Raw genomic sequence first — 12,785 nt, forward strand, 5'->3', positions numbered from 1 at the left:
AGGGTCGGAGCCGTTCCCCCGATCCCTACCGCGTACCGAAGGAAAGCGCAGAAATCTTCTCCGGCGGCGGTCCCACGCCGGGCGACTCAGCCCGGGTCGGGTCGACCGCGTACCTGGCGGGGCTGCCGAGGGGCGCCGACGTCCAGCGACGCCCGGTCGGCGGCCGAGGTGCCGGACGACCAGCCCTCGGCGTCACGCACGCTGAGTCGGTGCCGGGTGACGCCGGGAAACAGGGTGTCCAACCGCTCCCGGACCGCCTCGCCCCGGGCGGCGAGCACCGGCAACAGCCGCTGCGCCCCGGCCGTCCCGGTCGCCGCCTGGTCCGCCGCGTCGGTCGCCGCCTCGGTGGCCGTGCGCAACCGCTCGCCGATCCGCAGCGCGAACGCGTTGAGGAACGACTCGTCCCACACCTTCGTCCGCCGACCCGACCCCGACCGCCGCTCGGCACGCCCGCGCAGCATCGCCGCGGTGGCCTGCACCAGCAGCGACGTGTAGAGCAGCTCCACCGCCACCAGGTCGGCCGGCCAGCCCAGCACGGTGGTGAAGCCGAGGTCGTCGGACCAGACCGCCTCGCACCGGTTCGCCGCCGCCACCTCCTGCACCAGCAGCGCCTTCGCGCCCGCGTACGGGGTGTCGGTGCTCAGGCGTACCCCGCCGGGCAGGTCTCCGCGTTCCGACCCGGCGGCCAGCAGCGCCTCGTCGATGCTGTGCCGGGCGATCAACTCCTGGGCTTTCCCGGTCAACGCCTCCGCCTCGGCCGGGAAGGTCGTCGACTCGGCCTTGGCCAGCAGCGCCCGGACCCGATCCAGCATCGGCGACCCGCTGCGGGCCGTACCGGGGGTGCGGGGAACCGCCGCGCCGGTCGTTCCCGGCGGTGGGCGCAGCACCGCGATCGGCGGCAGGCTTTCCACCAGCGCGAGAGTGTCCACGGCGGCGCGGAGCGCATCGGCCCGGTTCAGCCCTTCCCGGGTAGCCCAGCCGGCCAGCACGTTGCGGTCGGCGCTGCCGTCGGTGGCCGTCAGCTCGCGGAGCTGGTCGTCCCACCAGGTCGGGACCGGTCCGGCCTGGTCGCGCCGCTGGGCGGCCATCGCCGCACGGACCAGCCGGGCCGCGCGGGCGTCGAGGCGTCGGCTGGTGATCCGATCCACGTCGACCGGCTGCCAACCGCGCGGCCAGAGCCGGCCCAGGCCACGGGCCAGGCGACGCAGCAAGGCGGCGTCCACCGCCGTGGTGCCGTCCGCGGCGCCGGTGCCGACCATCAGTTGGTCCAGCTGCCGTTCGGCCTGCCGTACGTCCGTGCCGCGCACCGCCGCGAGCGCGTTGGCGACGAGTTCGTCCGCGTCCGGCACGGGCACCTCCTTCTCGGGCTCTGGCTGTTCGCTGCTCTCCCAGGCCCCATGATCATGCCGCTCATGGCCCGGGAGTCACGAAACGGGGGAGGTCACCGCCCATTCGTCGCACGGGCCGTCGTGATCGACTCGGCTTTCCGGAAGTCGCGGTATCCCACCCAGGCGGACACCCCGATTTCGCCAAACTCGTGTTGATCACCCCGAGGGCGGCTCGGCGACATGGCGAGGCGTGCGCGTGGGAGGGAGTTAGGGGCGGTGGGGCCAGCCGTTCAGGATCTCTTCGACCGCCACGGCGTCCCGCTCCGGGTCGGGGGCCGGGAACGGGTGGGCGGTCGGGGTGCGCTCGAAGCGGGGTGCGGGGGCCGGTTGGATCTCGCCGCCCACCTCGACGAAGGTTCCCCGGGCCGCGTTGTGCGGGTGCTGATGCGCCTCGCCGGGGGCGAGCACCGGCGCGACACAGGCGTCCAGGTCGGCGAAGACAGCCGTCCACTCGTCCCGGGTGCGCTCGGCGAACCGCTCGGTGAACCGCCGGCGCAGCTCGTCCCAGCCGCTCGGGTCGTACTGGGCGGGCAGGTCCGGGTCGTCGGCCAGGTCGAGGCCGGTGAGCAGGACGGCGTAGAAGGCCGGTTCCATCGCGCCGACCGCCATGAACCCACCGTCTGCGGTGGCGTACGTGTCGTAGAACGGCGCCCCGCCGTCGAACATGTTGCGCCCGCGCGGGGCCGACCACAGGCCGGCGCCGACGAGCCCGTGCAGGAACGAGGTGAGCAGCGCGGAGCCGTCCACCATCGCCGCGTCGATTACCTGGCCGAGGCCGGAACGCTCCCGCTCCAGCAGTGCGGCCAGCACACCGACGGCGAGCAGCATGCCGCCGCCACCGAAGTCGCCGAGCAGGTTCATCGGCGCGTACGGGCGGTCGCCGGCCCGTCCCAGCGGCTCCAACGCCCCGGCCACCGCGATGTAGTCGATGTCGTGTCCGGAGCGGGCCGCCAGCGGGCCGTCCTGACCCCAGCCGGTCATCCGGGCGTACACCAGTCGGGGGTTGCGGGCCCGGCACACCTCCGGGCCGAAGCCGAGCCGCTCGGCCACCCCGGGCCGGTACGCCTCGACCAGCACGTCCGCGCGTTCGGCGAGGCGCAGCAGGTCCGCCACCCCGGCCGGGGACTTCAGGTCCAGCGCGGTGACCCGCCGCCCGCGCTGCAACGGCCCACCCGTCGGCGCGGCCAGTCGACCCGCACCCGGGGCACCCGGTCGGTCCACCCGCACCACGTCCGCGCCGAGGTCGGCGAGCACCATGCAACCGAACGGCGCCGGGGCGAGGCTGGCCAGCTCGACCACCCGTACCCCGGCGAGCGGTCCGCCGTGCGCCGCCGTCACGCGACGCCGACCGGTTCGGTGGAGCAGACGTACGCCTCAGAGGGCACGGGCGATCAACTCCTTCATGATCTCGTTGGTGCCGCCGTAGATCTTCTGGACGCGGGCGTCGGCGTACATCCGGGCGATCGGGTACTCCGTCGTGTAGCCGTAGCCACCGAAGAGTTGAAGGCACCGGTCGACGACCTCGCACTGCCCGTCGGTGAGCCAGGACTTCGCCATCGCCGCGGTGGCCACGTCCAGGTCGCCACGCGTGTGCCGGACGATGCAGTCGTCCAGGAAGACGCGGCTGACCCGGGTACGGGTGGCGCAGTCGGCGAGCACCATCCGAGTGTTCTGGTGACCCATCAGGGTCTTGCCGAAGGCGGTGCGTTCCTTGGCGTACGCGACGGTCAGCGCGACCGCCCGTTCCATGGCCGCGACCGCGCCGACGCCGATGACCAGCCGTTCCTGCGGGAGCTGCTGCATCAACTGGATGAAGCCCAGCCCCTCGGCCCCGCCGAGCAGGTTGGCCGCCGGCACCCGGAAACCGTCGAAGAACAGCTCCGCCGTGTCGTTGGCGTGCAGCCCGATCTTGGACAGCAGTCGGCCCCGGCGGAAGCCCTCCGGGTCGCCACCCACCTCGCACACCAGCAGCGAGACGCCGGCTGCCCGCTGCTCGGGGTCGGTCTTCACGGCCACGATCACCAGGTCGGCCAGGCCGCCGTTGGTGATGAACGTCTTCGCGCCGCTGACCAGGTAGCCGTCCCCGTCTCGAACGGCGAGGGTACGCATCGCCTGAAGATCGGAACCGCCGTCCGGCTCGGTCATCGCGATCGCGCCGACCAGTTCACCGCTGCACAGGCCGGGCAGCCAGCGTCGCTTCTGCTCCTCGCTGCCGTAGGCCACCAGGTAACCGGTGACGATGCCACTGTGCACGGCCAGACCGAGGCTGCTCTCCCCGGTGGACGCCTGCTCGTGCAGCACTACCGCCTCGTGGGTGAAGTCACCGCCGCCACCGCCGTACTCCTGCGGCACCGACAGGCCGAGCAGCCCCAGCTCACCGGCACGCAGGTAGTGCTCGCGGTCCGGATGGCCCTGCGCCGACAGGCGCTCGGCGTGCGGCAACACCTCCTTGGTGAAAAAGGTGCGGGCCAGCTCGGCCAGGTCGTCATGCTCCGGCTCGCGCCAGGGCGAGACGGGACCGTCGGGCGTCGACATGTGCACCACCCTCGCTCCCTGTTGGCGGCATGTCAATAAGTCGTGGGTGGACGCCCGCCGTGATCGACTCCGTTCCCTTGAAGTCCGGTCGACCCCCCGAGCCGGACGCCCCGACATCAAGAAAACGAGCCGGCCGAGCGACGTGCGCGGCCCGGCCTTACCGGTCCAGGAGCGTCGGCGGCGTAGATCTTGGACACTTTCCGTCATCGGCTAACGGAAACTGTCCAAGATTGCCGGCTGAGGGCCTGCTGGCGACCCTGATTGAGGTGGTGGCCGGCGGGCAGTGGCTGTTACTCGGCCTCGTCGCCGTCGGTCGGGCGCGGTGGGCGGTGCTCGGCGATCCACGCCTCCACGTCAGCACGGAGCCACACCTTCATGCCGCGTAGTTCCTGGTATGGCTTCGGGAAGCTCGGTCGCATGGCGATCTGCTGGAACCGACTTCGGGAGACGTTGAGTCGTTGGCCGATCTCATACGGCCCCATCAACTCGCCCGGCCCCTTGTCTGCCACACCTGGAACCTAGGCACGTTCGTTCATCCCCAATCAGGGGTCCCCAATCGGGGGTCCCCAAAAGGGTTGACAGGCGAACCAAAGTGGCTGAGTGTGATTAGAAGGTTTCGCTGCGCTATCGGTCGGGCAGCGTTGACGTGATTGGAGAGGGGCAGCGGATGGATCAGGCGGCGGAGTTGGCGTGGTTGCGGGAGCGGGTCGGGGGATTGGAGACGGCGCTGCACTGTGCGCGGAGGGAACTGTTCGATCTTCGTTGCCGGCTGACGTTGATCGGACGGGTGGTGCAAGACGTCGACCGGGTGCAGCGAGCGCCCGGGGTCGCCCTGGGTGCGATCAACGCGGCCCTCTACTCCGAGGCGTCCAATCTGCGCCACCTGGGACGACACGTGGTGCGGCGTCGGCGGGGCCGGCGCTGAGGACCGAGGCGACAGCCGACAACGGTGGCTGGCCGGTGAGCTGCCGCTAGGGTCGGGCAGATGAGTGTCGAGACGGCCCCCCGTCGCCGCCGTCTGGAGCCGGACGCCCGGCGCGGGCAGATCCTGGGCTGCGCGGTCCGGTTGTTCGGTGAGCGCCCGTACCCGGACGTGTCGACCACCGACGTGGCCCGCGCGGCGGGCGTGGCCCGTGGCCTGGTCAACCACTACTTCGGGACGAAGAAGGACCTTTACCTCGAAGTCGTCCGGGTCATGGTGACCATCCCGGAGGTGGCCCTGGAACGACTGCCCAAGGGTGACCTGCGGACCCGGATCGACGCCAGCGTCACCTGGTTCCTCGACGTGGTGTCCCGGCACAGCACCTCCTGGTTGGCGGCGGTCACCGCACGGGGGATGGGCGGGGACACCGACGTGGAGCGGGTGCTCGCCGAGGCCGAGGAGGTCGCTGCGGACCGCATGCTGGTCGCCGTCGGGCTGGCCGGCGAGGCGGAGCACCGCGAGGAGTTACGCGGGATGGTCCGCGCGTACGGCGGGCTGGCCACGTCGACCGCCCGGGAGTGGCTCCAGCGCGGCGCGTTGACCCGCGCCCAGGTGCACCTGCTGCTCACCACCACGCTGCTGACCATCGTGGAGCAGGTCATCCCGCAGGTGATCGCCGACAGCGCACCGGCTCGTCCCCAGGGCTGAGAACAAGCCCGCTCAGGCCGCGCGGCCTGACCCGCCCGTGCAGCTGGGCCGATCCGCGCCGCCGGGTGGGCTGGGCCGCTCAGGCCGCGCGACGCCCGGCCCGATCTCCCTGGGCCGCCGGGGCGGCTGGGCTGATCCGCGCCGCAGGGGCGGCGAAACGGTCGGCGGCCTGCGCCGGATAGGCGTCGGGACGGACCACGCGCAGTGGCCGGTCCACCTCGTCGGCCCCGAACCGCCAGCGCGACGATGTCGGTTGCCGCTGCGGCGCGGGCCCACCGGGGCGCAGACCGGGCCGGGACAGCAGCACGGTGATCAGGTAGCCGACCACCAGGAAGCCGTGGCTGATCAGCCGTTCCCCGTCCACCGATCCGGTGGCCAGGTCGTTCACCGAGAGCAGCAGCAGCGTGCCCACGAACGCGCTGAGCATCGGCAGCAGCCCGGCCGGCGGGCTGCGGCGCACCGCCACGAAGAGGAAACCGGCGCCGACCGCCACGTTCCAGGCGGCCGACTCGTGCCACAGGTGCTGACCGGTGGGGTGCAGGTGGTCGGCGGTCGCGCCCCGGCCCACCTGGGCCAGGCCGAGCACCAGTTGCACCGCGCCGAGCAGCCCGAGCGCCGACCGCAGGCCGGCGACGAGCGGACCACGCCCGAACGCCTTCCGCAGGCCGCCGGCCGACCCAGCACGCCCGAACGTCGGCCGCAGGCCGGCGATCAGCCGGGAACGGCCGGTCCCGCGCCGCCACCGCGACCGGCGGGCCGGGGCCGCGTTGGTGGCGGCCAGGATCGCCGCCGTCCGGTCGGGCACCTCGGTGACCAACCGGGTACGGATCCGACGGGTCACCGCGGTCGCCGCCGTGAACCAGGCCCGACACTCGGCACACCCGTCGAGGTGCCCCTGCGCCGCTGTCAGTTCGGCGGCGGTCTCCTCCCCGTCCAGCTGCGCGGACAGGACCTCCCGCCACTGCTCACACCCCATGTATCGGTAGTCGCTCCGACAGCCGCTCCGGTTCCCGGCGACCGTGACGGGTTGTGGAATACTCGCCGGATCATGACGCGTTACGGCCTGCTGATCCTGCCCGCGACCAACCGGGTGTACGCCCGCGCCGCCATCGACCTCACCCGGGCCGAGCTGGAGATCTTCGGCCGGTCGGCGCTCGACGGCCGGATCGGCGAGCTGGACACCGAGGTCGTCGGAGGGGCGTCCTACGTCACCTTCACCGGGGACGAGCTGACGGAGCGTGACCTGGCCGTCCTGGGCAATCTCTCCGCCGGGTACGCGCTGTTCGAGATCGTGGGCGAGCTGCTGCGGCCGATCGAGTGGAGCCGGCTGGACCGCTACGACGACGACCTGCTCACCATCCAGAAGTACCCGGGCAAGACCAACGAGCAGTTCACCAAGCTGCTGCTCAACGTGACCCTGCTCGCCTCGGACTGGGCGACCGAGATGACCAGCCGGCGGTTCCGGGTGCTCGACCCGCTCTGTGGTCGGGGTACCACCCTCAACCAGGCGCTGATGTACGGCTTCGACGCCGCGGGAATCGAACGCGACCAGAAGGACGTCGAGGCGTACCGGGCGTTCATCACCACCTGGCTGAAGCAGAAGCGGGTCAAGCACCGGGTGCTGGAGTCGGGGCCGGTGCGCCGGGAGCGCAAGGTCGTCGGCCGGCGGGTGCGGATCGAGCTGGCGCCGACCCGCGAGGAGCACAAGGCCGGCCGGACCCAGCTGCTGGACGTGGTCAACGCCGACACCGCCCGCTCGGCCGAGTTCTTCCGCCCGGAGACCGTGGACCTGGTCGTCGCCGACGCCCCGTACGGCGTGCAGCACGGTAGTCGTACCGCCGGGCAGGGGTTGACCCGCGACCCGCTGGCGTTGCTCGCGGACGCCGCGCCGGTCTGGGCCCGGTTGTTGCGCCCCGGCGGTGCGCTCGGTGTCTCCTGGAACACCCACGTGGCCAGCCGCGACGACGCGGCGGCGGCGTTGGCCGACGCCGGCCTGACCGTGGTCGACGCCGAGCCCTACCGCGCGCTGCGGCACCGGGTCGACCAGTCGATCATGCGGGACGTGCTGGTGGCCCGCCGCCCGGCCTGACCCGGCCGCGCACCTCCGCCCGCACCGCGCCACCCCTCCAACCGCGGCTCTGTGCCGCATTTCACCTGCTCACCAGGCAGGTGTGAAAACCACGTCAAGAAAAGGTGCGCCGCCGTCATGGTCGCGTTATGACCCCTGCCGTCCGGCGGGTGGTGGGGCTTTGATTGCCCGGCGCGACCGGAAGGCGGTCGCGACGAACCTTTCCGGTATGAGGAGTCAGCGTGTCTGACGTGGTGTTCGTGATCCTGACGGTGGCGCTGTTCGCAGTGCTCGCCCTGGTGGTCCGGGCGGTGGAGAAGCTGTGAACGCGGTCAACGCCGTCGGTTTGGTGCTCGCGATTGTCCTGGGCGCGTTCCTGGTGTTCGCCCTGTTGTTTCCGGAGCGCTTCTGATGAGCATGACAACAGCGGGCGTCATCTTCGTGCTGGCGCTGGTGGCGGCTCTGGTCGCCGTCTACAAGCCGTTCGGTGACCACATGTTCCGGGCGGTCTCCGGCACCAGGCAGTCGCGGGTCGAGCGGGGCATCTTCCGACTGGTCGGAGTCAACCCGGCCGCCGAGCAGACCTGGGGCGTGTACGCCCGCAGCGTGCTGGCGTTCTCCGCGGTCTCGATCCTGTTCCTGTACCTGTTCCAGCGGGTGCAGAACCACCTGTGGCTGTCGCTCGGGTTCGACCCGGTGGTGCCGCACGGCGCGTGGAACACGGCCGTGTCGTTCGTGACCAACACCAACTGGCAGTCGTACTCGGGTGAGTCGACGATGGGTCACCTGGTGCAGATGGCCGGCCTGGCCGTGCAGAACTTCGTCTCGGCGGCGGTCGGCATCGCGGTGGCGGTCGCGCTGGTCCGCGGCTTCGCCCGCAGCCGCACCGGGCAGCTCGGCAACTTCTGGGTCGACCTGACCCGGATCACGCTGCGGATTCTGCTGCCGATCGCGGTGCTCGGCGCGATCGCGCTGATGATCGGCGGGGCGGTGCAGAACCTCTCCGGCGGCACCGACGTGAGCACGCTGACCGGCGGCACCCAGACCATCACCGGTGGCCCGGTGGCCAGCCAGGAAGTCATCAAGGAGCTGGGCACCAACGGCGGCGGTTTCTACAACGTCAACAGCGCGCACCCGTTCGAGAACCCCACCACCTGGACGAACTGGCTGCAGATATTCCTGATCTTGCTGATCCCGTTCAGCCTGCCCCGGGTCTTCGGCCGGATGGTCGGGCAGAACCGGCAGGGTTACGCCATCGCCGCGGTGATGGGCATCCTCGCGTTCGCCAGCGTCGCCATCACCAACATCTTCGAGCTGGCCGGCCACGGCACGGTCCCGCAGGCGGTCGGCGCGGCGATGGAGGGCAAGGAGGTGCGCTTCGACGTGTCGAACTCGGCCACCTTCGCCGCCGCCACCACACTCACCTCGACCGGTGCGGTCAACTCGTTCCACGACTCGTTCACCTCACTCGGCGGCATGATGACCATGGTCAACATGATGCTCGGCGAGGTCGCGCCGGGCGGCACCGGTTCGGGTCTCTACGGCCTGCTCATCCTCGCGGTGATCACGGTCTTCGTGGCCGGGCTGATGGTGGGCCGCACCCCCGAGTACCTGGGCAAGAAGATCGGCTCGCGCGAGATCAAGTTCGCCTCGCTCTACTTCCTGATCACGCCGATCCTGGTGCTCGTCGGTACGGCGGCGGCGTTCGCCACCGGAAACAACTCGACGGCGCTCAACGTCGGCCCGCACGGCCTCTCCGAGGTGCTGTACGCGTTCACCTCGGCCAGCAACAACAACGGCTCCGCCTTCGGCGGCATCACGGTCAACACGACCTGGTGGGACACCGCGCTCGGGTTGTGCATGCTGCTGGGCCGATTCCTGCCGCTCATCTTCGTGCTCGCGTTGGCCGGTTCGCTGGCCCGCCAGGCACCCACCCCCGCGTCCGAGGGCACCCTGCCGACCCACCGACCGCTGTTCATCGGCATGGTCGTCGGCGTCACCGTGGTCCTCGTCGCGCTGACCTTCCTGCCCGCGCTCGCGCTCGGCCCGCTGGCAGAAGGGCTCTGACCACCATGAGGAACGAGGACATGTCCGTCACGTCCGCCCCGACAGAGCAACTCCCCGGCACACCCGCCACCCAGGGCAACCGGATCGGCGGAGGTCTGCTCGACCCCAAGCAGCTGATCCGGTCCCTGCCGGACGCGGTACGCAAGCTCGACCCGACCACGCTGTGGCGCAACCCGGTGATGCTGATCGTGGAGGTCGGCGCGGCCTTCACCACCGTCCTCGCGGCGATCGACCCGTCGGTGTTCGCCTGGGCGATCACCGTCTGGCTCTGGCTGACAGTGGTCTTCGCCAACCTGGCCGAGGCGGTCGCCGAGGGCCGGGGCAAGGCCCAGGCCGCCGCGCTGCGCCAGGCCAAGCAGGACACCATCGCCACCCAGCTGATCGACTGGAAGCCGGGCGCTCGGGCCAACACCTACCGCGACGAGGCGGTGCCCGCGCCGCAGCTGCGCCAGGGCGACGTCGTGCTGGTCGAGGCGGGCGGCATCATCCCCGGCGACGGCGACATCGTCGAGGGCATCGCCAGCGTCGACGAGTCGGCCATCACCGGCGAGTCGGCCCCGGTCATCCGGGAGTCCGGCGGCGACCGCAGCGCGGTCACCGGCGGCACCAGGGTGCTCTCCGACCAGATCATCGTGAGGATCACCCAGAAGCCGGGGGAGAGCTTCATCGACCGGATGATCACCCTGGTCGAAGGCGCCAACCGGCAGAAGACGCCGAACGAGATCGCGCTGAACATCCTGCTCGCCGCGCTCACGGTCATGCTCCTGCTGGCCGTGGTCACCCTCCAGCCGCTGGCCATCTTCTCCAAGGCGTACCAGGCGGCGGCACCGGACAGCGGGGCGATCACCGACTCCGGTGTCACCGGCGTGGTGCTGATCTCGTTGCTGGTCTGCCTGATCCCCACCACCATCGGCGCGCTGCTCTCCGCCATCGGCATCGCCGGCATGGACCGTCTCGTCCAGCGCAACGTGCTGGCCATGAGCGGTCGGGCCGTCGAGGCGGCCGGCGACGTCAACACCCTGCTGCTGGACAAGACCGGCACCATCACGCTGGGCAACCGGCAGGCCGCCGAGTTCGTACCGGTCGAGGGGGTCGACGCCGCGACCGTGGCCGACGCCGCGCAGCTGTCCAGCCTGGCCGACGAGACCCCGGAGGGGCGCTCGGTGGTCGTGCTGGCGAAGAACGAGTTCGGGCTGCGCGAACGCGAGCCCGGCGTCATGCCGCACGCCACCTTCGTGCCGTTCAGCGCGCAGACCCGGATGAGCGGCGTCGACCTCACCCCGGACGCCAGCGTGGACGGCGGCGCGGTGGGCACGGCCCGCCGGGTCCGCAAGGGCGCCGCCGCCGCGGTGATGAAGTGGGTACGGGAGAACGGCGGCCACCCGACCGAGCAGGTCGGCGAGATCGTGGACGCGATCAGCGGCACCGGCGGCACCCCGCTTGTCGTCGCCGAGCACGTCGACGGTGAGCCGGCCCGCGCGTTGGGCGTCATCCACCTGAAGGACGTGGTCAAGTCCGGCATGCGGGAGCGGTTCGACGAGATGCGCCGGATGGGCATCCGGACCGTGATGATCACCGGCGACAACCCCCGTACCGCGAAGGCGATCGCCGACGAGGCCGGGGTGGACGACTTCCTGGCCGAGGCGACGCCGGAGGACAAGCTCGCGCTGATCAAGCGGGAGCAGGAGGGCGGTCGGCTGGTCGCGATGACCGGCGACGGCACCAACGACGCCCCGGCGCTCGCCCAGGCCGACGTCGGGGTCGCGATGAACACCGGCACGTCGGCCGCCAAGGAGGCCGGCAACATGGTCGACCTCGACTCCGACCCGACCAAGCTGATCGAGATCGTGGAGATCGGCAAGCAGTTGCTGATCACCCGTGGGGCGCTGACCACCTTCAGCATCTCCAACGACATCGCGAAGTACTTCGCGATCATCCCGGCCATGTTCGCCGGCCTCTACCCGAGCCTGGACGCGCTGAACATCATGCGGCTGGCCAGCCCGGAGTCGGCGATCCTGTCCGCGGTCATCTTCAACGCCCTGGTGATCATCGCGCTGATCCCGCTCGCCCTGCGCGGCGTGCGGTACCGGCCGGCCGCCGCGTCGAAGCTGCTCAGCCGCAACCTGCTGGTGTACGGGCTGGGCGGCATCATCGTGCCGTTCATCGGGATCAAGCTCATCGACCTGCTCATCCAGTTCATCCCGGGGATTTCGTGATGCGCCTACCCACCTGGATCGCCCAACACCTCGCCGCCCTGCGTGCCCTGCTCGTCTTCACGGTGCTGCTCGGCCTGGTCTACCCGCTGGCCCTGGTCGCACTAGGTCAGCTGCCCGGCCTCGACCACAAGGCCGACGGCTCGCTGATCACCTCGGGCGGCACGACGGTCGGCAGCGCGCTGATCGGTCAGTCCTTCACCGACGCGGACGGCAACCCCGTCGGCCGTTACTTCCAGTCCCGCCCGTCGGCCGCCGGCGACGGCTACGACCCGAGGGCCACCTCGGCCAGCAACCTGGGCCCGGAGAGCGTGGTCGACACCATCGCCACCGACCCGGAGGAGTCCAGCGCGAGCCTGCTCACCCAGGTCTGCGCGCGCAGCAAGGAGGTCGGCGAGCTCAACGGCGTGGACGGCAGCCGACCGTTCTGCACCGCCGACGGGGTGGGCGCCGTGCTCGCGGTCTTCCGCGCCGACGGGCTGACCGGCCCGGTCACCCGGGTGGTCAGCGTCAACCAGGTCGCCCCGGCCACGCCGTTCCTCTCCTCGTACCAGGGCGTGACTGTGGAGTTGGCCCAGCCCGGCCAGGACTACGTGGCCGCCGGTGGGGTGGTCACCCCGATCCGGGGCGACGCGCCCGCCGACCCGGCGGTGCCCGCCGACGCGGTCACCGCCAGCGCCAGCGGTCTCGACCCGCAGATCAGCCCGGCGTACGCCGAGTTGCAGGTGAACCGGGTCGCGCGGGAACGCGGCGCGGACCCGGCGGAGGTCCGCAAGCTGGTCGAGGAGCACACCGGCGGGCGGGCGCTCGGTTTCCTGGGTGAGCCCGGCGTCAACGTGCTGGAACTCAACCTCGCCCTCGACAAGCAGTTCGCCCCGCGCTGA

At 71.3% G+C, this 12,785-nt stretch carries 12 protein-coding genes; 7 read left to right on the forward strand and 5 right to left on the reverse strand.

Features of this window, described 5'->3' with window-relative positions:
- Positions 1 to 86 precede the first annotated feature (86 nt).
- The 4 genes from AB0J33_RS03470 to AB0J33_RS03485 all read right to left on the reverse strand — a co-directional run bounded on the left by AB0J33_RS03470 (position 87) and on the right by AB0J33_RS03485 (position 4,432).
- Positions 87 to 1,349, reverse strand: coding sequence for a DUF2786 domain-containing protein (locus tag AB0J33_RS03470; RefSeq protein WP_363609372.1), 1,263 nt, complete (start codon positions 1,347 to 1,349; stop codon positions 87 to 89).
- 246 nt (positions 1,350 to 1,595) lie between these two features.
- Complete coding sequence (locus tag AB0J33_RS03475; RefSeq protein WP_363609374.1) at positions 1,596 to 2,726, reverse strand: CaiB/BaiF CoA-transferase family protein; 1,131 nt, start codon at positions 2,724 to 2,726, stop codon at positions 1,596 to 1,598.
- A gap of 36 nt (positions 2,727 to 2,762) precedes the next feature.
- Positions 2,763 to 3,923 carry an acyl-CoA dehydrogenase family protein gene (locus AB0J33_RS03480; RefSeq protein ID WP_363609376.1) on the reverse strand — a complete coding sequence of 387 codons (1,161 nt, stop codon included), beginning with the start codon at positions 3,921 to 3,923 and terminating at the stop codon, positions 2,763 to 2,765.
- A 290-nt stretch (positions 3,924 to 4,213) separates the two neighbouring features.
- Positions 4,214 to 4,432: a hypothetical protein gene (locus tag AB0J33_RS03485; RefSeq protein ID WP_347404248.1), complete on the reverse strand. Its 219-nt coding sequence runs from the start codon at positions 4,430 to 4,432 to the stop codon at positions 4,214 to 4,216.
- A gap of 158 nt (positions 4,433 to 4,590) precedes the next feature.
- Here AB0J33_RS03485 and AB0J33_RS03490 point away from each other — a divergent pair, with 158 nt between their 5' ends.
- Positions 4,591 to 4,848, forward strand: a complete 258-nt coding sequence (locus tag AB0J33_RS03490; RefSeq protein WP_363609379.1) for a hypothetical protein — start codon at positions 4,591 to 4,593, stop codon at positions 4,846 to 4,848.
- Between the two features lie 60 nt (positions 4,849 to 4,908).
- The gene (locus AB0J33_RS03495) at positions 4,909 to 5,553 is read left to right on the forward strand and encodes a TetR/AcrR family transcriptional regulator (protein ID WP_363609381.1); all 645 of its coding nucleotides are present in this window, start codon (positions 4,909 to 4,911) and stop codon (positions 5,551 to 5,553) included.
- Positions 5,554 to 5,632: 79 nt separating this feature from the next.
- Here AB0J33_RS03495 and AB0J33_RS03500 read toward each other — a convergent pair whose 3' ends face one another.
- Complete coding sequence (locus tag AB0J33_RS03500; RefSeq protein WP_363609383.1) at positions 5,633 to 6,529, reverse strand: zf-HC2 domain-containing protein; 897 nt, start codon at positions 6,527 to 6,529, stop codon at positions 5,633 to 5,635.
- A gap of 72 nt (positions 6,530 to 6,601) precedes the next feature.
- Between AB0J33_RS03500 and AB0J33_RS03505 the strand changes: the two genes are divergently transcribed.
- From AB0J33_RS03505 to AB0J33_RS03525, 5 genes are all read left to right on the forward strand, one after another.
- A complete protein-coding gene (locus tag AB0J33_RS03505; RefSeq protein ID WP_363609385.1) occupies positions 6,602 to 7,642 on the forward strand; it encodes an SAM-dependent methyltransferase in 1,041 nt (346 codons plus the stop codon).
- Positions 7,643 to 7,943: 301 nt separating this feature from the next.
- The gene (kdpF, locus tag AB0J33_RS03510; RefSeq protein ID WP_036390805.1) at positions 7,944 to 8,033 is read left to right on the forward strand and encodes a K(+)-transporting ATPase subunit F; all 90 of its coding nucleotides are present in this window, start codon (positions 7,944 to 7,946) and stop codon (positions 8,031 to 8,033) included.
- Positions 8,033 to 9,688: a potassium-transporting ATPase subunit KdpA gene (gene kdpA, locus AB0J33_RS03515; RefSeq protein ID WP_363609388.1), complete on the forward strand. Its 1,656-nt coding sequence runs from the start codon at positions 8,033 to 8,035 to the stop codon at positions 9,686 to 9,688. Before kdpF ends, kdpA begins: the two co-directional genes overlap by 1 nt.
- Before the next feature lie 20 nt (positions 9,689 to 9,708).
- Positions 9,709 to 11,904, forward strand: a complete 2,196-nt coding sequence (kdpB, locus tag AB0J33_RS03520; protein WP_363609390.1) for a potassium-transporting ATPase subunit KdpB — start codon at positions 9,709 to 9,711, stop codon at positions 11,902 to 11,904.
- Entirely contained in the window at positions 11,904 to 12,785 is an 882-nt protein-coding gene (locus AB0J33_RS03525) for a potassium-transporting ATPase subunit C (protein WP_363609392.1), read from the forward strand. Before kdpB ends, AB0J33_RS03525 begins: the two co-directional genes overlap by 1 nt.

The organism is Micromonospora sp. NPDC049645 (genome assembly GCF_040675155.1).
Lineage (GTDB): Bacteria > Actinomycetota > Actinomycetes > Mycobacteriales > Micromonosporaceae > Micromonospora.

What these genes read in the sequence shown, in the direction of transcription:
- AB0J33_RS03480 (WP_363609376.1), bottom strand. Translation starts at nt 3,923, where the DNA reads ATGTCGACGCCCGACGGTCCCGTCTCGCCCTGGCGCGAGCCGGAGCAT.
- AB0J33_RS03490 (WP_363609379.1), top strand. Translation starts at nt 4,591, where the DNA reads ATGGATCAGGCGGCGGAGTTGGCGTGGTTGCGGGAGCGGGTCGGGGGA.
- AB0J33_RS03495 (WP_363609381.1), top strand. Translation starts at nt 4,909, where the DNA reads ATGAGTGTCGAGACGGCCCCCCGTCGCCGCCGTCTGGAGCCGGACGCC.
- AB0J33_RS03500 (WP_363609383.1), bottom strand. Translation starts at nt 6,529, where the DNA reads ATGGGGTGTGAGCAGTGGCGGGAGGTCCTGTCCGCGCAGCTGGACGGG.
- AB0J33_RS03505 (WP_363609385.1), top strand. Translation starts at nt 6,602, where the DNA reads ATGACGCGTTACGGCCTGCTGATCCTGCCCGCGACCAACCGGGTGTAC.
- kdpA (WP_363609388.1), top strand. Translation starts at nt 8,033, where the DNA reads ATGAGCATGACAACAGCGGGCGTCATCTTCGTGCTGGCGCTGGTGGCG.
- kdpB (WP_363609390.1), top strand. Translation starts at nt 9,709, where the DNA reads ATGTCCGTCACGTCCGCCCCGACAGAGCAACTCCCCGGCACACCCGCC.
- AB0J33_RS03525 (WP_363609392.1), top strand. Translation starts at nt 11,904, where the DNA reads ATGCGCCTACCCACCTGGATCGCCCAACACCTCGCCGCCCTGCGTGCC.